General features: G+C 61.5%; 18 protein-coding genes and 1 pseudogene. 12 read left to right on the top strand and 7 right to left on the bottom strand.

The genetic code is table 11. The features are described 5' to 3' along the window. The first annotated feature begins 174 nt into the window (after positions 1-174). The 4 genes from RL_RS13040 (at position 175) to thrS (ending at position 3,675) form a co-directional block, all read left to right on the top strand. Positions 175-621, top strand: a complete 447-nt coding sequence (locus RL_RS13040) for an iron-sulfur cluster assembly scaffold protein (RefSeq protein ID WP_011652086.1) — start codon at positions 175-177, stop codon at positions 619-621. A 5-nt stretch (positions 622-626) separates the two neighbouring features. Then, complete coding sequence (gene yidD / locus RL_RS13035; protein ID WP_028741302.1) at positions 627-1,031, top strand: membrane protein insertion efficiency factor YidD; 405 nt, start codon at positions 627-629, stop codon at positions 1,029-1,031. A gap of 5 nt (positions 1,032-1,036) precedes the next feature. After that, positions 1,037-1,564, top strand: a complete 528-nt coding sequence (locus RL_RS13030) for a DUF1697 domain-containing protein (RefSeq protein ID WP_028741303.1) — start codon at positions 1,037-1,039, stop codon at positions 1,562-1,564. A 125-nt stretch (positions 1,565-1,689) separates the two neighbouring features. Next, positions 1,690-3,675, top strand: coding sequence for a threonine--tRNA ligase (gene thrS / locus RL_RS13025; protein ID WP_011652084.1), 1,986 nt, complete (start codon positions 1,690-1,692; stop codon positions 3,673-3,675). Between the two features lie 235 nt (positions 3,676-3,910). Here thrS and RL_RS13020 read toward each other — a convergent pair whose 3' ends face one another. Continuing rightward, positions 3,911-5,011 carry a hypothetical protein gene (locus tag RL_RS13020; RefSeq protein ID WP_011652083.1) on the bottom strand — a complete coding sequence of 367 codons (1,101 nt, stop codon included), beginning with the start codon at positions 5,009-5,011 and terminating at the stop codon, positions 3,911-3,913. 113 nt (positions 5,012-5,124) lie between these two features. Here RL_RS13020 and RL_RS13015 point away from each other — a divergent pair, with 113 nt between their 5' ends. The 5 genes from RL_RS13015 (at position 5,125) to RL_RS12995 (ending at position 8,305) form a co-directional block, all read left to right on the top strand. Continuing rightward, a complete protein-coding gene (locus tag RL_RS13015; RefSeq protein ID WP_011652082.1) occupies positions 5,125-5,709 on the top strand; it encodes a nitroreductase family protein in 585 nt (194 codons plus the stop codon). Continuing rightward, positions 5,709-6,320, top strand: coding sequence for a flavin reductase family protein (locus RL_RS13010; protein ID WP_011652081.1), 612 nt, complete (start codon positions 5,709-5,711; stop codon positions 6,318-6,320). The genes RL_RS13015 and RL_RS13010 overlap by 1 nt, the downstream gene beginning before the upstream one ends. Positions 6,321-6,428: 108 nt before the next feature. Beyond that, positions 6,429-7,571 (top strand): DUF2336 domain-containing protein, encoded by a 1,143-nt coding sequence (locus tag RL_RS13005; protein ID WP_011652080.1) that lies wholly within the window; start codon positions 6,429-6,431, stop codon positions 7,569-7,571. A 135-nt stretch (positions 7,572-7,706) separates the two neighbouring features. After that, positions 7,707-8,015 carry a type II toxin-antitoxin system RelB/DinJ family antitoxin gene (locus tag RL_RS13000; RefSeq protein ID WP_011652079.1) on the top strand — a complete coding sequence of 103 codons (309 nt, stop codon included), beginning with the start codon at positions 7,707-7,709 and terminating at the stop codon, positions 8,013-8,015. Further along, entirely contained in the window at positions 8,012-8,305 is a 294-nt protein-coding gene (locus RL_RS12995; RefSeq protein WP_027667450.1) for a type II toxin-antitoxin system mRNA interferase toxin, RelE/StbE family, read from the top strand. The genes RL_RS13000 and RL_RS12995 overlap by 4 nt, the downstream gene beginning before the upstream one ends. Positions 8,306-8,361: 56 nt before the next feature. Here the strand turns inward: RL_RS12995 and RL_RS12990 are convergent, their stop codons facing one another. Beyond that, positions 8,362-8,781, bottom strand: a complete 420-nt coding sequence (locus RL_RS12990) for a hypothetical protein (protein ID WP_011652078.1) — start codon at positions 8,779-8,781, stop codon at positions 8,362-8,364. Between the two features lie 129 nt (positions 8,782-8,910). Here RL_RS12990 and RL_RS12985 point away from each other — a divergent pair, with 129 nt between their 5' ends. Continuing rightward, positions 8,911-9,369 carry a GNAT family N-acetyltransferase gene (locus RL_RS12985; RefSeq protein ID WP_011652077.1) on the top strand — a complete coding sequence of 153 codons (459 nt, stop codon included), beginning with the start codon at positions 8,911-8,913 and terminating at the stop codon, positions 9,367-9,369. A gap of 19 nt (positions 9,370-9,388) precedes the next feature. Here RL_RS12985 and RL_RS12980 read toward each other — a convergent pair whose 3' ends face one another. The 4 genes and pseudogenes from RL_RS12980 to RL_RS12965 all read right to left on the bottom strand — a co-directional run bounded on the left by RL_RS12980 (position 9,389) and on the right by RL_RS12965 (position 14,015). After that, a complete protein-coding gene (locus RL_RS12980) occupies positions 9,389-10,606 on the bottom strand; it encodes an AI-2E family transporter (protein ID WP_003539854.1) in 1,218 nt (405 codons plus the stop codon). 116 nt (positions 10,607-10,722) lie between these two features. Further along, positions 10,723-11,856 (bottom strand): esterase-like activity of phytase family protein, encoded by a 1,134-nt coding sequence (locus tag RL_RS12975; protein ID WP_028741306.1) that lies wholly within the window; start codon positions 11,854-11,856, stop codon positions 10,723-10,725. A 701-nt stretch (positions 11,857-12,557) separates the two neighbouring features. Next, a pseudogene (locus RL_RS12970) lies at positions 12,558-13,469 on the bottom strand (NAD(P)H-quinone oxidoreductase); the annotation flags it as partial. A 9-nt stretch (positions 13,470-13,478) separates the two neighbouring features. Beyond that, positions 13,479-14,015, bottom strand: coding sequence for a hypothetical protein (locus RL_RS12965; RefSeq protein ID WP_011652074.1), 537 nt, complete (start codon positions 14,013-14,015; stop codon positions 13,479-13,481). A 117-nt stretch (positions 14,016-14,132) separates the two neighbouring features. Here RL_RS12965 and RL_RS12960 point away from each other — a divergent pair, with 117 nt between their 5' ends. After that, positions 14,133-15,047 carry a LysR family transcriptional regulator gene (locus tag RL_RS12960; RefSeq protein WP_011652073.1) on the top strand — a complete coding sequence of 305 codons (915 nt, stop codon included), beginning with the start codon at positions 14,133-14,135 and terminating at the stop codon, positions 15,045-15,047. A gap of 108 nt (positions 15,048-15,155) precedes the next feature. Here RL_RS12960 and parE read toward each other — a convergent pair whose 3' ends face one another. Next, positions 15,156-17,258, bottom strand: coding sequence for a DNA topoisomerase IV subunit B (parE, locus tag RL_RS12955; protein WP_011652072.1), 2,103 nt, complete (start codon positions 17,256-17,258; stop codon positions 15,156-15,158). 216 nt (positions 17,259-17,474) lie between these two features. Here parE and RL_RS12950 point away from each other — a divergent pair, with 216 nt between their 5' ends. Next, complete coding sequence (locus RL_RS12950; protein WP_011652071.1) at positions 17,475-18,374, top strand: phospholipase; 900 nt, start codon at positions 17,475-17,477, stop codon at positions 18,372-18,374. Positions 18,375-18,447 lie beyond the last annotated feature (73 nt).

The raw sequence follows: 18,447 nt of genomic DNA, 5'->3' as shown, positions 1-18,447 counted from the left end.
CCCAATCAAACTTACACCAGGCCATTGCATTTTCATGGCCTTCGAACGACATACATATAGGAAGACGGCCATCGTATGTAAGTATCCTCACACGACACGGTGTGTTTTTTGTTTTGACGACAATAACGCCCTCACAGAGGCCGATCCGCAGCGATTTTGGAGCGGAAATCCAGCATGGACGATATCTACAACAGCAAAATCCTCGAATTCGCCGGCAATATTCCACTGACCGGGACGCTTGATGATGCCGATGCGAGCGCTCAGGCCCATTCGAAGCTCTGCGGCTCGAAGGTGCGGATCTGGCTGAAGATGGATGGCGACACCGTGACCGGTTTTGCTCATGACGTGAAGGCCTGTGCGCTCGGCCAGGCCTCGTCCTCGATTATGGCCCGCCATGTCGTTGGCGCCACATCGGACGAATTGCGGCTGGCCCGCCAGGACATGCTCGCCATGTTGAAGGCGGATGGGGCGGGGCCCCAGGGACGCTTTGAAGACATGCGCTATCTGCTGCCGGTGCGGGACTACAAGGCTCGCCATGCTTCGACGATGCTGACCTTCGATGCGGTCGTCGATGCGATCGGGCAGATCGAGGCGAAACGGGCGGAAGTTGTCGAGGCATAACTGACATGTGCGAGTTCTGCGCCCCGCAGGCTGACGATGAGGACGACGGTGGCGCCGCCGGACCGGACAAGCCGCGTGAAAAGGCCGCACGCACTTCCCGCAACTATACCGGTCCGTTCCGCAAGACTCCCGACCGCCTGCTCGGCATGGGGCTGATCCGCCTCTACCAGCTGACGCTGTCCGGCTTTGTCGGCAATTCCTGCCGCCATATCCCGACCTGCTCCGAATATGGCTACGAGTCGATCGCGCGCCATGGCTTGTGGGCCGGCGGCTGGATGACGCTGTTTCGCGTCGGCCGCTGCGGCCCGGGCGGCACCAGCGGCCTCGACCACGTGCCGGAGATGCTTGGCGACAGCTTCCGCTGGTGGACCCCGTGGCGTTATTTCGCCCTCGGGCGGAAGAAAGGGTGAGCGCCATGAGCACCTTCATCGCCCTTCTGCACAGCATTGTCCTGACGCCCGACCGCCGCGTCATCATGCAGGATTTGCGCGCACTTGCCGAAGAACTCGGTTATCGCGAGCCGCGCACGCTGGTTTCCACCGGCAATCTTGTCTTCGAGGCCGACGAGATGCGGCCGCACGAACTCGAGACCCAGCTGGAAGAGGCCTTTGAAGAAAAGTTCGGCAGACATGTCGATATCATCGTGCGCAGCGACTGCACCTGGATGGCGCTTTGCAGCACCAATCCCTTCAAGGACGGCAATGGCGACCAGGTCATCGTCCGGGTGATGCGTCTGCCGGTCGACCCGACAAAGGTGGAGGCGCTGAAGCAGCTGATGACGGAGGGACAGCGCATCGCCGTCGTCGGCGGCGATCTCTGGATCGATTTCGCCGGCAAGCCGAGCCAATCCAAGCTGCTTTCGGCGCTGACGACCAAGCGGCTCGGCGTCGGCACGATGCGCAACTGGAACACCGTGCGCGGGCTGACTGAAATGATTATGTAACCCCCGCTTTTTCTTTACTCAGACAGGAAATCTGGCTATCAGGCGGCTGCGCATTCAGCTCCGCGGAGGCGCGTTCGTGGTCAACCACCCGCATTCGTTGGCGGGACTGGACAAGGAGAATTTCGATGTCCCAAGCTATTTCCCTGACATTTCCCGATGGTTCCGTGCGCGGCTATGATGCCGGCGCAACCGGCCGGGATGTCGCCGAATCCATTTCCAAGTCGCTCGCCAAGAAGGCGGTCGCCGTTGCGATCGACGGCACCGTGCGCGACCTCTCCGATCCCGTGACGACCGGCAGGATCGAGATCATCACCCGCAATGACGACCGCGCGCTGGAACTCATCCGCCATGACGCGGCGCATGTCATGGCCGAAGCGGTGCAGGAACTCTGGCCCGGTACCCAGGTGACGATCGGCCCGGTCATCGAAAACGGCTTCTATTACGACTTCGCCAAGAACGAGCCCTTCACGCTCGACGATCTGCCGAAGATCGAAAAGAAGATGAAGGAGATCATCGCCCGCAACGCCGCCTTCACCAAGCAGGTCTGGTCGCGCGACAGGGCGAAACAGGTCTTCGCCGACAAGGGCGAGCAGTACAAGGTCGAACTCGTCGATGCGATCCCGGAAGGGCAGGATCTCAAGATCTATTACCAGGGCGACTGGTTCGACCTCTGCCGCGGTCCGCACATGGCTTCGACCGGCCAGATCGGCAGCGCCTTCAAGCTCTTGAAGGTGGCCGGCGCCTATTGGCGCGGCGACAGCAACAATCCGATGCTGAGCCGCATCTACGGCACGGCCTTCGCCGAGCAGTCGGAACTCGACAACTACCTGCATATGCTTGCCGAAGCCGAAAAGCGCGATCATCGCCGCCTCGGTCGCGAGATGGATCTCTTCCATTTCCAGGAAGAGGGTCCCGGCGTCGTCTTCTGGCACGGCAAGGGCTGGCGCGTATTCCAGACACTGGTCGCCTATATGCGCCGCCGGCTTGCCGGCGACTATCAGGAAGTCAACGCGCCGCAGGTGCTCGACAAGTCGCTTTGGGAAACCTCCGGTCACTGGGGCTGGTACCGCGATAGCATGTTCAAGGTGACGGTTGCCGGCGACGACACGGACGACGACCGCGTCTTCGCGCTGAAGCCGATGAACTGCCCCGGCCATATCCAAATCTTCAAGCACGGGCTGAAATCCTACCGTGAGCTGCCGATCCGCCTCGCCGAATTCGGCAATGTCCACCGCTACGAGCCGTCGGGCGCGCTGCACGGGCTGATGCGCGTGCGCGGCTTCACGCAGGATGATGCGCACATCTTCTGCACCGACGAGCAGATGGCCGCTGAATGCCTGAAGATCAACGACCTGATCCTTTCGGTCTATAAGGACTTCGGCTTCGACGAGGTCACGATCAAGCTCTCCACCCGGCCGGACAAACGTGTCGGTTCGGACGAGCTCTGGGACCGCGCCGAAAGCGTGATGATGGGCGTGCTGGAGACGATCCAGCAGCAGTCCAACAATATCAAGACCGGCATCCTGCCGGGCGAGGGCGCCTTTTACGGTCCGAAGTTCGAATATACGCTGAAGGATGCGATCGGCCGCGAATGGCAGTGCGGGACGACGCAGGTCGACTTCAACCTGCCGGAACGGTTCGGCGCCTTCTACATCGACAGCAACTCGGAAAAGACGCAGCCGGTGATGATCCATCGCGCCATCTGCGGCTCTATGGAGCGTTTCCTCGGCATCCTGATCGAGAACTTCGCCGGCCATATGCCGCTCTGGGTATCGCCGCTGCAGGTGGTGGTCGCAACGATCACCTCGGAAGCCGACGCCTACGGGCTTGAGGTGGCCGAGGCGCTGCGCGAGGCCGGCCTCAACGTCGAGACCGACTTCCGCAATGAGAAGATCAACTACAAGATCCGCGAGCATTCGGTCACCAAGGTTCCTGTCATCATCGTCTGCGGCAGAAAGGAGGCCGAGGAGCGCACGGTCAACATCCGCCGCCTCGGCAGCCAGGACCAAGTTTCGATGGGGCTAGACGCCGCCGTCGAGAGCCTTGCCCTCGAAGCGACGCCGCCCGACATCCGTCGCAAGGCCGAAGCAAGGAAAGCCAAGGCGGCCTGAAAACAGCCGGGAACCGACAGCGCCGGGCTTCGGCGCTGTCGGAAGCTGATCTATCGCCATAATGTTATCGGAACGTGTCATCCCGAGACCGGGGTACGGTTCAGAAAAATACTCTATGCCAATGATGGAATCCGCGCCTGAGCACTGTTGAGCTGCACGGTCGGGGGCTTCTGGCCGCGATCCGTCTTCTCAGTGGCGCTGACGTCGTCTCGAGCCGAAACCGCTCACGGAAAAATCAATCGAGGCTGGTGTCGTCGCCGCCCTGCGGCACGAGCTGTTCGTAGGACGGCAGCGGCGCCACTGGGGCCGGCTGGACACCCGGCGGTGTCGGTGTGCCCACAGGCACCTGCTGTACCGTGCGGGCGGCGTCGCCGACCGGCGGCTGCGGCTGCTGGTCCTTCATCAGAACCTCGACATCGGTGTTCCTGCCGGCGACGACAGTGAAATCGCGCTGGTAGATCTTGTCCTTGTTGCGGGCGACGGCCGAATATCCGCCTTCGGCGAGAACCATGGTGGGGAAGGCGCTGACACTTTCGCCGACGCTGTCGCCGGCCGCCGTCAGGATCGACCATGCCGTATCGGCGATCGCCTCGCCGCCGGTATCGGAGACCAGCTTGAAGGTGATCTGCGCGGCACGATGCTGGATCGTCGCCTCGGTCAGTTTGCCGGCCTCGACCTGGATGTCGGCGCGGATCACGGCATTGACGCTGCCATATTCGGAAACGATGTGATAGGTGCCGGCATTGAGACGGACGACGGTATTCGGCGAGACATCGGCCACGACGAGGCCGCGCTCGCCATCGTCGCGCACTTCCGAGGAATAGATCGAGAAGCTCAACTGGTCAGGGCGAATGCGGGCATCGGCGCCGGAGACGGCATTGAGCAGCAGACCGCCGGCATCGAGCACCATCACCTGCTTGTCGACCTCGCCTTCAGCGGGCACGGTCAGTTTCTTGGTGACCCCGGCGCGGCCGAAGGAGACGTTGACGAAATAATCGCCGGGGGCGAGCTGGAAGGCGGCGGGCCCGCCCTTGGCGCTGGCGATCAGCGGCAGCTTGCCATCGGTCCCGGCGATCGGGCTGAAGACGTACCAGGAAAGGCCCTCCTCAACCGGCGTGCCGTCGGCCGTCAGCTTGGCTTCCATCGGGACGTCGCGCAGCTTGACACCTGCGGGCACCGTGCCGGGTGCGATGAAGGCATCGAGCTTCGGCATCTTCGGCGTCGATTCAAGCTGTTTGAATTCCTTGAAGGCATCCTGAGCGCCGGCGCCGAGGGGCATCAATACCATCAGGGCAATGGCAAGGCCGATGCGTGCAAAAGGCAAAATGCCAAACATCTGTTTCGTGAACCGATTGACTTCTGAAATCGCAAAGGTCACTTCAAGACCAACGCGATGGCAAATTCAAGACCCACCCTTTGCAGCAGCATAAAAATGAGAGCTTCTCCCGTATGAAATCCGATATCAAGCTGATCGACTACCTCGCCGTGCGCCGCTCCATCCCCGCTTTCCAGATGTGCGAACCAGGCCCCGAGAAGGCCGAGATCGAGGAGATCCTGCGCCTTGCCTCGCGTGTTCCCGATCACGGCAAGATCGCGCCCTGGCGCTTCATCGTCTATCGCGGAGAGCGGCGCGTGCGTCTCGGCGAGGAACTTCTGACGCTGGCGCTTCAGACAAAGCCCGACCTTTCCGAAGAGATGATTCAGGTCGAGCGCAGCCGTTTCACCCGTGCGCCGGTGGTCGTCGCCATCGTCAGCAAGGCGGGGCCGCATATCAAGATCCCGGAATGGGAGCAGCTGATGTCGGCCGGCGCGCTTTGCTTCAACGTCATCCTCGCCGCCAACGCCAATGGTTATGTCGCCAACTGGCTGACGGAGTGGTTCGCCTATGACGAGCGCGCCTATCCGCTGCTCGGCGTCGGACCTGATGAAAAGGTGGCGGGCTTCATCCATATCGGCTCGACGACATTTCCGGCGATCGAGCGGCCGCGGCCGGAGCTTGCCGATACCGTGACCTGGGTCGGCGGAGACGACTGATGTTCTACACCACTGACAGCAACCGGCACGGGCTCGCGCATGATCCGTTCAAGGCGATCGTATCGCCGCGCCCGATCGGCTGGATCGGCAGCAAGGGCAGGGACGGATCGATCAATCTGGCGCCCTATTCCTTCTTCAATGCCGTTGCCGACCGGCCGAAGCTGGTGATGTTTTCTTCGGCCGGGCGCAAGCACAGCCAGCGCAACGCGGCCGAGACCGGCGTCTTCACCTGCAATTTCGTCAGCCGCGATCTCGCCGAGAAGATGAACCTCTCCTCGGCGGCACTGCCCTACGGCGACAGCGAATTCGACTTCGCCGGCCTGACGGCGAAGCCGGCCCAACTGATCGACGCGCCCTATGTCGGCGAGGCTTTCGCGGTGCTCGAATGCAGGGTGACCGAGATCATCGAGCCGAAGACACTGTCGGGCGAACCATCCGAAAACATCCTCGTCTTCGGCGAAGTGGTCGGCATCCGTATCGATGAAGCGATCGTCAGGGACGGCCGCCTCGACATGTCGATCGCCCGACCTTTGGCCCGCATGGGCTACATGGATTACAGCGAAGGCAGCGATGTTTTCGAGATGATCCGGCCGAAGACGCAGCAAGGCTGAGCCGAACCGGCAAGGCGTCCAAAGGCTTAAGAAACATGGTGAACCAATCTTAAACCTTTTGCCACTACGGTCGCAGCATTGAATGGAGCGCGAGGGAATCGCGTTCAAATGCTGGGGCGTCGCGTGATCGTAGAAGCTTTCCTTCGTTGGATCGAAACGGCCAAGACCGGTGACCGGGCCCGGGCTGCAAACGCCCTCGGGCGCGCCTATCTGCAGTCCGAAATGTCCGCGGATGAGCGGGCGGCGGCCGAAATGGCGATGACTTTTCTTCTCGACGATCCGTCGCCGCGCGTGCGGCTTGCGCTTGCCGAGGCGATCGCTTGGTCGCCCGATGCGCCGCGCAACCTTATCCTTTCGCTTGCCGAAGACCAGCCCGAGGTTGCCTGCCACGCGGTGACCTGCTCGCCAATTTTGAGCGACGCCGATCTCGTCGACCTTGCCGCGCGCGGCAACGGCGCCACCCGCATGCTGATCGCCGCCAGAGCGCATGTGACACGCCCGGTCTCCGCCGCCCTCGCGGAGGTCGGCGACGAGGAAGAACTGCTCTGCCTGCTGGAGAATGACGGCGCGGTGATCTCCAGCCTATCTTTGAAACGCATCGCCGAACGGCTCGGCGACTGCTGCGATATTCGCAACCTGCTTCTCGACCGCAGCGATCTTCCCGCCGATGCCCGCCAGTTACTGACCCAGCATGTCAGCAATGCGCTGGTCGGCCTGCCGCTGGCACAGGCGGCGATCGGCCTGCAGCGGCTTCAGCGCATCAGCCGCGAGGCGACCGAGACCGCCATCGTTTCGATCGCCGGCGACATCGCGCCGCGCGAGATACCCGATCTCGTCCAGCATCTGCGCCTCAACGGCCGGCTGACGCCGTCCTTCCTGATGCATGCGCTCTGTGCCGGCAAGGTGGATTTTTTCGCCGGCGCGATCGTCGATCTGACCGCGTGCAGCGAGCGCCGCGTGCGCTCGATCCTGGCAACCGGGCGCATGCATGCCGTGCGCGCGCTCTATGAGTCCGCTGGCCTGCCGAGGGATATCAGCGTGATCTTCGTAGAGGCGACGATGCTGTGGCGCGACGCCGCCAGAAAAGCGCCGGGCAGCGTGCTCGGCAATGTCTGCGGCCGTCTTCTCGAAAAATTCCGCCATCACCACGCGCATGGCGCGATCGGCGAGTTGCTCGACATGGTGGAAAAGCTGCACGTTAACGAGCGGCGACAATCGGCCCGCGTCTACGCGGCGCTTGCGGCCGCTTAGCGCGAAATTTGTTATCGACCGATTCGTGAATCTCATCCCGCAGATCGGTGGCGAGAATTTACGCGTGTTGTAGCCGATCGCGCTGGAAGTCGTCATTCAATTGCATTACATTGCATCTTGTTCAAGGAGGCCGACATGGCGTCAAACGCACTCGTTCAAACTCGCATAGATGCTGCGGTCAAGGATCGCGCCACGGCTGTTCTGGAAAACATGGGCCTGACCGTCTCGGATGTCGTCCGTATTCTGTTGACCCGCACAGCGAATGAGGGAGCTCTTCCGCTGGAGCTTATCAGCAACAGTGACGCTTACGATGCGTGGTTTCGCGGGAAAGTCCTGGAAGCTCTCCATGACACGCGACCGGATGTTGACGATACCGAGGTCGAGACCGGTTTTGAGAAGAGGCGCGAGGCGGCACTTCGGAAGAGCCAGGTGGATCGATCGTGAGGCTTGTCTGGGCGAGGTACGCGTTGTCCGACCGAGAGAATATTTTCACATATATTGAGATCGAGAATCCAAGGGCGGCAGTTCATGTTGACCAGAAAATCGTTCTTGCTGTTCGCCGCCTCGTCGAATTCCCGGAAAGCGGAAGGCCGGGAAGAATCGCGGGCACACGGGAGCTGGTAATCCCAAGCACGCCTTACATCGCCGCGTATGTGGTGCATGAAGACCGAATCCGTATTCTTCGCGTCCTCCACGGCGCCCAGATTTGGCCTGACGCCATATCAACCGACTGATTTGTCATCACATTAAAACAAGCAGGGCGCTCTTTATGCGTCGGATGCGCGGCCGCCTAATCAGCCAGCCGCGTCACTACCCAGGAATAGCTGGCGGAGACGAAGTGCACGGGTTTGGTCAGTGTGTCCTTGACGCTTCTGCCCGAGGGCAGATGGGCGCGGACCTGCCCGGCGATGCCTTCAGCAAAACCGGCAATACTTCCTGCGGGTTGGGGCGCTGCGACAGCAACCTCGGGCGCGGTGGCAGGCACGGGCGCCGGTTTCGGCGGCTCGGCGGCGGCGACGGCTTTCGGCGCCTCGCACACCGCGATCACTGAGGGATAGTTGACATTCACATAGGTCTTCAGCCGTCGTTCGGCTTCGGCATCGCAGGCGGCAACGGTTTCCCAGCGTTTATCGACCGTCGCGACATAATTGCACTGGCTGATGGAATCGTCGCAGCCGAGAATGGTCATCGCGATCAGCACCGCTTGCATATTCTGCTTCCTTGATTATTGAGCACCTCATCGCCTTAGAGGGCGCAATTCCAACCGAATGAAGGCAAGGACATTAACTCTTCGTCATATCGGGGAAAATTTTGTCCCGCGCCGGCAGAGGGAGCCAGCATGTCCGTCACCATCGCTCTTGAACCGCCACGCCAGGAGGGCGTCATCCGGCTTCTCGATCTCTCGGATGCCTATGCGCAATCGCTCTATCCGGCTGAAAGCAACCATCTGGTCGACCTTTCGGCGCTGGAAAAGCCTTCGGTGAGCTTTCTGGTCGCGCGCAATGGCGATGCGATCGTCGGCTGCTGCGCGCTGGTCGAGGCCGGCGACGGCACGGCGGAGATCAAGCGCATGTTCGTCGATCCCGAGGCGAGGGGCCTGAGGATCGCCAGCGGCCTGATGAATGCGCTCGAAGCGATCGCCGGGGAAAAGGGGCTGACGGCGATCCGGCTCGAAACCGGCATCTACCAGCCCGAGGCGATCGCTCTCTACCGCAAATACGGATATCGGGAAATCGAGCCCTTTGGCAGCTATCTGCCGGACCCGCTCAGCCTGTTCATGGAAAAGCAGCTGGGCTAGCCGGTCTGCGAAACCATGTTTAGCCTTCGGCGACGCGCGGCATGGTTTTCGGCGAACCGGGGACCGGCGGCGGGGCCTGTTCGTCGATGATGATCTGGGGGCCGGTCTCGCTCTTGTCGGCGTTGCGGGCCTCGTGGATCCATTCGCGCCAGATGGCGACGATCAGCGCCATCAGCACCGGGCCGATGAAGAGGCCGAGGAAACCCATCGTCTTGACGCCGCCGACGAGGCCGAAGAAGGTCGGCAGGAAGGGCAGCTTGATCGGACCACCGACGAGCTTAGGCCGCAGCGTCTTGTCGACGATGAAGAGCTCGACCGTCCCCCAGACGAAGAGACTGATGCCGGCGACATGCGAGCCGCTCGCCAGCAGATAGATGGAGACCAGCGTGAAGGAGAGCGGCGCACCGCCCGGTATCAGCGCCATCACGCCCGTCAGCACGCCGAGCGTCACCGGCGAGGGCACGCCGGCAATCCAGTAGGCAAGACCGAGTACGATGCCTTCGCCGATCGCGATCAGCGTCATGCCCATGACGGTGGAGCTGATCGTCGCCGGCACGACGCGGGAAATGCGCTCCCAGCGGTTGGGCAGGATGCGCTCGCCCAGCATGTCGATCTGCTTGGAGAAGGAGAAGCCGTCGCGATAGACGAAGAACAGCGCGATCAGCATGAAGAGCAGCGTCAGCAGCAGGTGGAAAGCGCCGCCGCCGGCCGCCAGCACGGCACGGTATATGTTACCGATATTGGCGCCGCTGACCGCCTGGATGACCTCGCCGAGCGCGCCGGGACTGCCGATATATTTTGTCCAGACTTCATCGAGATAGGCGCCGGCCCACGGCAATGCGACGATCCAGTCGGGTGTCGGCGCGCCGGCGCGGTTGGCGTGGATGGCCCAGGCGACCCAGGTGCGCACTTCGCCCGTCGTATAGGTCACCGCAAGCCCGATCGGGATGACCAGGAAGGTGATGATCAGGATGATGGCGATGGTCGCGGCGATCGTCGTATTGCCGCCGACGCGGGCAAGAAGCTTGCGGTAGAGCGGCCAGCTGGCAAAGCCGATGACGAGGGCTGCGAGCACCGGCACGAGGAAGCCGTAGAAGAAATAAACGCCGGCAGCGACGACCAGGACCAGCAGCCAGCGCGCCGCCGAAATGGAGGGAATCAGCGGCGTGCGCGTCTGCGCCGACGATCCGAGCCATCGCGGTTCATGATTGCTTTTCTGACGGTCGAACACACCCACGCGCGCCTCTTCTTTTTCTTGTACTCTGGTTATGGGCCATCACCCCGGCGGTTTCAAGGTCCGCACCATGAAAGCGTATACAAAGCGTCGCTAGTCGACCTTCAGACCCGGGCGTCTTACTGCTGCGGACGGCTGAGAACCTTGAAGGCATAGAATTGCGTCTTCTGGCTGGTCGAGAAATTATTGTCGGAGCCGAGAATGAGAACATCGGTGCCGTCCTTGGCCTTGCCGAGCGACATCGCCTCGATATTGTCTGGAACGAGGCCGATCGCCCTCAAATCGAGGACCTGGCTCTTGCGGACGGGGACGACGCGCTGGTCGTTTTTGGCGAGCGAAACGATAGCGGATACATCGGTGGCATCAGTCAGATCCATCATCATGATCTTGATGTTGTTGCCGAAGCCCTGGGCATAGCTGCGTTCGACGGCGAGCAGGCGGTGATCGTCGAGGGCAAGAATCTCGGACATGCCGTTGTCATTGCCGCCGTCGGCCTTGGTGGCTGCCTGCGGGATCGGTGAGACGGGGTAGACGTACTCAGCCTTGGGCTCGCCGGTGGCGCCGTCGTAGCGGACGATGCGCGACAGGCTGCCTGACGTCAGCGAGGATTTCGGGCCATCCTGGTAAAGGGCGGCTTCGACACCGACGAAAACATCGCCGGAAGGCGCGATGGCAAGGTCCTCGAAGGCGAGGTTGTCACGGATGCCGGTCGACTTGTCCGCGGTCGGCGCAAAGCCCTCCGGAAGCTTGAATTCGCGGACGAAGGAACCGTCCGGCGAAGCGACGCGGACGAAGGGCGCCAGCAGCGCCTTGCCGTCGCCTTCGCTGCCCCAATAGATGCCGTCCTCGCCGAGGCGGATCGATTCCGGATCGACGCTCCGGGCAGCGAAGGGCTCGCCGTTCTTTTCTTTCAGCGTCACCTGCTTGACGACCGAAACGCCCTTGAGGCCCGACGCGTCGAGATCGACGTCGAGCTCATAGAAACGGGCCGGGCCTCTTTCCGAGCGGTCGTCGCTGATGGCGATATAGTGGCCGGTGGCGGCATCGAAATCGAGGCCGGAAATGCCGCCGAACTCAACGCCGTTTTCCATGTGGCCAGTCGGGATGACGAACTCACCGAGATAAGATAGCGAAATGCCGGCGGCGCAATCGCCGAAGGGGCAGGCGGTCTCAAAAGTGGTGCCGATATCGGTGGCGCTGACGGTGCTGGACAGGAGAACGAAAGCGGCAGTCGCGAGAAAACGCTTGGTCATGACAAATATCCGGCAAGGGTTGAAAACGGTTCGACCGGCGCAAATGCTCCCCCGGGGAAGGCGCGCCGACCGCTTCATGCGCCGGTTGTTTGACGGAGTTGTTACGGTTCTTCGTCAGTTCCGTGAAATCGTCGATGCTAAAATGCGGCGCGTCGAACCCGTCTCTATCGGACCGTCTGGCGCGCTCGATGGCACCCTAGTGAGAAACCTATCGAGGTACTGGCCATCTTGCCTGTAACATATTGATATCAAGCGTCGTAGATTTGAAAACACACTGAGACTTGGCCAACCAAGCACCCAGAAATGGCCAACGAAAACGGCCCACAGAAAAGCCGGGTGCGCGACGATAGAAGGGTATTTCTCCAGCTGTAAACGCTGGCGGCACACTAGCGTCGTCAAGCCTCTTCTTCATCGTCCATAGACGAACTCGATGCATTCCGGCGAGCCGATCCAACGAACAGTATTCATGCATGAATGTTTCGACGACCTCCAGCTTGATTGCCCATTGAGGGAGCTGAACCGCACCGGTTTTGCCGGAGGCTCCAATTTCTGAGAGAGTGGAGCCGATATGAGCAAGACAACGAACAAGTTTTCACATGAGGTCAGTGAGCGAGCCATCCGTGTGGTGCTGGATCACGAAAGTCGAGTACCACCTTGCCGAACAGCCCACCGGTCTCCATCCTTCGCTGTGCCTCCGCCGCCTGCGCTAGGGGGTAGGTAGCGGCAACGATTGGGACGATCTCGCCGCCGAGCCGCGGCAGGACATGTTGTCTGAAACGATCGACCATCGCCCGTTTTACGTCCCGAGACCGCGACTTCATGACCGTCCCCATGATCCGCAGATGTTTGTGCAGCACGATATCGAGCGGGATTATCGCGTCGCCGTCGCCGCCGAGCAGGCCAACCTGTACAAGCCGTCCGCCGGGTGCGAGGCTGCGGATGTTTCGAGCAAGATATGCGCCGCCGACGAAGTCGATCACGAGATCTACGCCGCGCGAAGCAGTGAAGTCGATCACCTCGGCTTCGAAATCGCTTCGGCGGTAATCGAAGACTGCCGCCGCGCCGAGTGACAGGACCCTTTCGACGTTTTCGTCAGACGCGGTCGCCAGCACACTAGCGCCAGCGGATCTTGCGAGTTGAACGGTAGCCGAACCAATGCCGCCCGCCGCCGCGTGGACGAGAACCGTCTCTGCCTTGGCGACCTGCCCGAGATGGGCGAGAGCCTCCCAGCCCGTTACGAAGCTTTCCATGATGGCGGCCGCCTCGATGAACGAAAGACTTTCCGGGATCCGCGCTGCCATGCCGCTGTCGAGACGAGCGTATTGAGCATATGCACCACCCCCCACGATTCCCATGACGCGATTTCCAACTCCGTAGTCGCGGACGCTCTTACCAACAGCCACAACTTCTCCGGCGACTTCCAAACCTAGAATGGAGCTGTCTCCATAGGTTTGGCTGCCGTAGACACCCTCGCGCTGGAGGATGTCGGCTCGATTGACTCCTGCAGCCCTCACCTTGACCAGGAGATCGTCTGGCCGGATGTCGGGCAGAGGAACCTCGGCCAGTCTGAGAACCGCTGGACCGCCGAAGTCATCGAAAACGATCGCTTTCATCGCACGACCTCACTTGGCCAGTGCGCGGCGGGCAATGCTCGCGGCGAACAGCGGGGTCTCGCGTCTGTTGTGGTCGCCGCCAGCGACCTGACGGGCAGCCGCCGCATCCTTGTATTCGACGCCATGTTCCGCGAGGAAGTCCATGAAGGCCTCAGTCGGATGAGCGGTGACGCGGTTGGTGTAGCGGGTGCGGCTATCGTCGACCTTCTCGGCGATCAGCTCCCAAACTACGTTGACCTGGGTGCGGCCGTTTGCGGTGAACACGTCAGAGATGGAGTTCATGCGGCAGTAAGCGGGCTCAGCCACTTCGGCTACATAGTGCTGGACCACCAGGCCTGACCCGATCTGTTCGACGTTGATCGACATCCTGCGACCATCGTCCGTCCAGGTTACTCCTGCTGCGATGTGATCGGGCGGGCAGCAGCGCAGATACTCGGATTCAGGCAGATTGAAGAGCCAGTCCGCGATGTTGACCTTTTCGAGAGGCACCTCGATTTCGGCGGAGTATGCCGACTGCGAAAGAATGTCTTCTAGGACCTTGACCATTGTGTTGTTCCTTCTGTTGATTGGGGGTGTTGCCCGTTGACGAGAAGGAATGTGCGCTTAATGCCTGCAGATGATAACGAACTGAATGCTCGAAACGGTTTTGCGTCGTAGGCAAAGATGAAGGATCCCAGGTTCGCCGAGCATCTTGCTGTCTATGTCGATGTCGTCAGGACAGGCAGCTTCTCCGCCGCGTCGCGACGCCGAGCAGTGACACCCTCAGCCATCGTCCGCCAGATTGACGCTTTGGAGCAGGACCTTGGCGTCAGTCTCCTGGTTCGATCGACGCGTGCATTGGCACTGACTGATGCCGGGAGCCACCTGTTCGACAGGGCGCAGCGTCTTCTCGATGACCTCGCCGATACCCATGCCGAGGTCGCGGCGTTCGATGACGCAGTCACGGGCACGCTGCGGATCGCCTGCTTTCCAACCTTTGGGAAACGGTACGTGATCCCGGTTCTCGCAGCGCTTGCCCAACAGCATCCGGATCTTCACGTAGAACTCGATTTGACCGAGCGGCTTGCCGATCCTGTCGCCGAGAGGCTCGATCTCGTCGTCCGTATGGGCGAACTGCAGGACAGTTCACTGATCGCGACAAAGCTGGCGCCATTGAACAGGATCCTGGTTGCGAGCGAGGGATATCTCGCTGTTCATGAGACACCGAGGGTCATAGGGGACCTCCGAAAACAGCGCCTGCTGGACAAGCTCCACGGAAACGATCTTTTGGGATGGTCGGACTTGTTCGGCACGTCCGCCGGACACGCCAGTAACAAAGTCGCTTTTCGATCCGATGACTTCGAGGCGCTAAACGGAGCGGCTCTTTCCGGTATGGGCATTGCATTCCTTCCCAGCTGGGTGGCGGGACCCAGCGTGAAGACGGGCGGGCTTGTTCGACTGCCTCTTGAAGATGAGCGGTGGAACGAGCGCCCTTCAGGGATCTACCTCCTGCGGGCGCTTCAGATGCCATCAGCAAAAATCAGAGCCTTCTCCGAGGCGCTCAAGGCACATATTGGCACGCCTGCCCACTGGGACTAGGGAAAGACGCCGCAGTGCGGGGGCTTCGACCGATCCCGCGCGCGGCGTAGCCGGACTTGGCGTGGCCAGATTCACCTATATCTGGCCACTTTTAGCTTGGATTGTCACCTAGATATCGAGGTTTTCGGCGAAAGCCGCGCGGTCCTGGATGAAGCGGAAGCGGGCTTCCGGTTTGGTGCCCATCAAATCGTCGACGGCGCTGCGGGTGCCTTCGAAATCCACCTCGTCGATCAGCACCTTGAGCAGGGTGCGCTTGGACGGATCCATCGTGGTTTCCTTGAGCTGGGCGGGCATCATTTCGCCGAGGCCTTTGAAGCGGCTGATCTCGACCTTTGCCTTGCCCTTGAACTCCGTCTGCATCAGCTCGGCGCGATGATTGTCATCGCGGGCATAGGCGGATTTCGAGCCTTGAGTGATCTTGTAAAGCGGCGGCACCGCGAGGAAGAGATGGCCGCCGCGCACCAGCTCCGGCATCTCCTGGTAGAAGAAGGTGATGAGCAGCGAGGCGATGTGGGCGCCGTCGACATCGGCATCGGTCATGACGATGATGCGCTCGTAGCGCAGGTCTTCGTCGCGGTATTTCGAGCGCGTGCCGCAGCCGAGCGCCTGGATGAGATCGGCGAGCTGCTGGTTGGCGCCGAGTTTTTCGCGGCCGGCGCTGGCAACGTTGAGGATCTTGCCGCGCAGCGGCAGAATGGCCTGATTGGCGCGGTTGCGCGCCTGCTTGGCCGAACCACCTGCCGAATCACCCTCGACGATGAAGAGTTCGGCACCCTCGGCGGTGTTCTGCGAGCAGTCGGCGAGCTTGCCGGGCAGGCGCAATTTGCGCACAGCGCTCTTGCGGTTGACTTCCTTTTCCTTGCGGCGGCGCAGGCGCTCCTCGGCGCGCTCGATCACCCAGTCGAGCAGCTTGGCCGACTCGTTCGGATTGTCCGCAAGGTAATGGTCGAAGGGGTCGCGCAGCGCGTTCTCGACGATGCGCTGGGCCTCGACTGTCGCAAGCTTGTCCTTGGTCTGGCCGACGAATTCCGGCTCGCGAATAAAGACCGACAGCATGCCGACGGCCGAGATCATCACGTCGTCAGTGGTGATCTGCGCGGCGCGCTTGTTCTGCGTCAGTTCGGCATAGGCCTTCAGGCCCTTGGTCAATGCGATGCGAAGGCCGGCCTCATGCGTGCCGCCTTCGGGCGTCGGGATGGTGTTGCAATAGGAATGCACCTGCGGATCGCCGCCATACCAGGTGATCGCCCATTCCATCGAGCCGTGGCCGCTGGTCTTCTCGGTCTTACCGGCAAAGATCTCGCGGGTGACGGTGAACTCCTTGCCCATCGTCGCCTGGAGATAGTCCTTCAGGCCGCCGGGGAAGTGGAACACGGCCTTGTCAGGGACCTCGGAACCTTCGGGCAGCACGCCCGCCTCGCAGCTCCAGCGGATCTCGACGCCGCCGAACAGATAGGCCTTGGAGCGCGCCATACGGAAGACGCGAGCGGCGTCGAACTTCATGTGATCCCCAAAGATCTGGGGGTCGGGATGGAAGCGCACGCGGGTGCCGCGGCGATTGTGGACGTCGCCCAACTCTTCGAGGCCGCCCTGCGGCAGGCCGCGGGAGAAACGCTGGCGGTAGAGCTTGCGGTTTCGCGCCACCTCCACCTCGAGGTCGTCGGAGAGCGCGTTGACGACCGAAACGCCGACGCCGTGCAGGCCGCCGGAGGTCTCATAGGCCTTGCCGTCGAATTTGCCGCCGGCATGCAGTTTGGTCATGATGACTTCGAGCGTCGACTTGCCCGGCACCTGCGGATGGTTCTCGACCGGGATGCCGCGGCCGTTATCGGAGACGGTGAGATATCCCTCGAGGTCGAGATAGACCTCGATGAAATTGGCGTGCCCGGCGACCGCCTCGTCCATCGCATTGTCGATGACTTCGGCAAAGAGGTGGTGCAGCGCCTTTTCATCGGTACCGCCGATATACATGCCCGGGCGCATGCGCACCGGCTCGAGGCCTTCGAGGACGCGGATCGACGAGGCGCCGTAATCATCGGAGTTCGAGGCGGCGGGCGCCGGGCGTGCGGAGGCTCCGGCAGCAGGGGGTGCTGCCGCTGCGGCGAGCGCAGCCGTCACCGGCGGCCGTTCGGCGGGCGCCGCAGGCTTCTGCGCCTCCTCGCGTTTTTCAGAGAGGGGCATTCCGGAAAAGAGGTCGTTGCTATCGTCCATGGAGCCGTTCAGATCTTCATCCTGTCTTAGGTCCGGCTTGGGGCATCCGCCGCCGACCCAAAATCACCGCATTTCATGCCACGTTTGCGAATCAGACAGATTTTGCCAGAAAGCACTTCTATACGCGACACCGCCGGACTTGGCGGGATTTTCCCAAATGATTTGCGTTGCCGGGCGCGGAATGGCAAGCGGCGGCAGGCTTCAGGAACCATCCGAATGCGAATGTCCACAAGTCATTGCACCATCATCACCGCAATTGCGGCGTTTTTCTTGTCCGCGGCCATCCTGTCCGCTGTTGGTCCGGCAGAGGCAGCCGATGCTTTGCCGCCTTTCAAGGACGACCTGTTTTCGAAGCAGACCGTGTTGCAGACAGGTGATGACGGCGCCTTCGAGGTCATCGATTATGACGAGATGCGCGATATCAACGGCCGCGACCAGATCCCGCAAAAGCGGGTGCAGCAGAAATATGTGGCGCTCGGAATCCGCAAGGCGCAAGCGGACGAGACGCTGTCTCTCGACGGCATCAAGCTCGATGTCACCAGGGTGGGACCGGCCGGGAATGCCGCTTTTACGGTGATTTTCATCCATGGGCGCGACGGCGACCGGCGGCTCGGCGCCAACGACTACAGCTTCGGCGGCAATTTCAACCGCCTCAAGAACCTCGTCGCCGGCAATGGCGGCGTTTATTATTCGCCGACGGTCAGGAGCTTCGACAGCAGCGGCGTTGCGGCGATCAGCGGCCTCATCCGCTATGCCAGCGCGCAATCGCCCGGCCGGCCGGTCATCCTTTCCTGCGCCTCGATGGGCAGCCAGGTTTGCTGGGGTATTGCGCGTGACAGCGACAGCGTCAAGCGGCTGAACGGCATGCTGATCATGAGCGGGGTCACCGATCCCGATTTCACCAGAAGCGCCTTCTACAAGGCGAAGCTGCCGCTGTGGTTCGCCCATGGCAGCCGCGATCCGGTCTATGCCGCCGCTAACCAGCAGGCGCTGTTCGAAAGCCTGCACAAGGCAAAATATCCGGCGCGTTTCACGCTGTTTCAGACCGGCAATCACGGGACGCCGATCCGGATGATCGACTGGCGTCGGGTGTTGAACTGGATTCTCGCCGGCTAGAGTGAATCGAGCCGATGCGTGTATTCAAAATGCTACCCTGGCGTGTCTGAAAAGACACGCGGCGCTGTAGCTG

Origin of the sequence: Rhizobium johnstonii 3841, assembly GCF_000009265.1 — a bacterium.
GTDB lineage: Bacteria > Pseudomonadota > Alphaproteobacteria > Rhizobiales > Rhizobiaceae > Rhizobium > Rhizobium acaciae.
The sequence above is the reverse complement of the archived record's forward strand: the minus strand, read 5'-3'. Positions and strand labels throughout refer to the sequence as shown.

Bases quoted from the DNA above. Each gene is read 5' to 3' on its own strand.
- RL_RS13015 (WP_011652082.1), top strand. From the start codon at position 5,125: ATGAAATCCGATATCAAGCTGATCGACTACCTCGCCGTGCGCCGCTCC.
- RL_RS12950 (WP_011652071.1), top strand. From the start codon at position 17,475: ATGCGAATGTCCACAAGTCATTGCACCATCATCACCGCAATTGCGGCG.
- RL_RS13040 (WP_011652086.1), top strand. From the start codon at position 175: ATGGACGATATCTACAACAGCAAAATCCTCGAATTCGCCGGCAATATT.
- RL_RS13030 (WP_028741303.1), top strand. From the start codon at position 1,037: ATGAGCACCTTCATCGCCCTTCTGCACAGCATTGTCCTGACGCCCGAC.
- RL_RS13005 (WP_011652080.1), top strand. From the start codon at position 6,429: ATGCTGGGGCGTCGCGTGATCGTAGAAGCTTTCCTTCGTTGGATCGAA.
- RL_RS12990 (WP_011652078.1), bottom strand. From the start codon at position 8,781: ATGCAAGCGGTGCTGATCGCGATGACCATTCTCGGCTGCGACGATTCC.
- yidD (WP_028741302.1), top strand. From the start codon at position 627: ATGTGCGAGTTCTGCGCCCCGCAGGCTGACGATGAGGACGACGGTGGC.
- RL_RS12960 (WP_011652073.1), top strand. From the start codon at position 14,133: ATGAAGGATCCCAGGTTCGCCGAGCATCTTGCTGTCTATGTCGATGTC.
- thrS (WP_011652084.1), top strand. From the start codon at position 1,690: ATGTCCCAAGCTATTTCCCTGACATTTCCCGATGGTTCCGTGCGCGGC.
- RL_RS12975 (WP_028741306.1), bottom strand. From the start codon at position 11,856: ATGACCAAGCGTTTTCTCGCGACTGCCGCTTTCGTTCTCCTGTCCAGC.
- RL_RS13010 (WP_011652081.1), top strand. From the start codon at position 5,709: ATGTTCTACACCACTGACAGCAACCGGCACGGGCTCGCGCATGATCCG.
- parE (WP_011652072.1), bottom strand. From the start codon at position 17,258: ATGGACGATAGCAACGACCTCTTTTCCGGAATGCCCCTCTCTGAAAAA.
- RL_RS12965 (WP_011652074.1), bottom strand. From the start codon at position 14,015: ATGGTCAAGGTCCTAGAAGACATTCTTTCGCAGTCGGCATACTCCGCC.
- RL_RS12985 (WP_011652077.1), top strand. From the start codon at position 8,911: ATGTCCGTCACCATCGCTCTTGAACCGCCACGCCAGGAGGGCGTCATC.
- RL_RS13020 (WP_011652083.1), bottom strand. From the start codon at position 5,011: ATGTTTGGCATTTTGCCTTTTGCACGCATCGGCCTTGCCATTGCCCTG.
- RL_RS13000 (WP_011652079.1), top strand. From the start codon at position 7,707: ATGGCGTCAAACGCACTCGTTCAAACTCGCATAGATGCTGCGGTCAAG.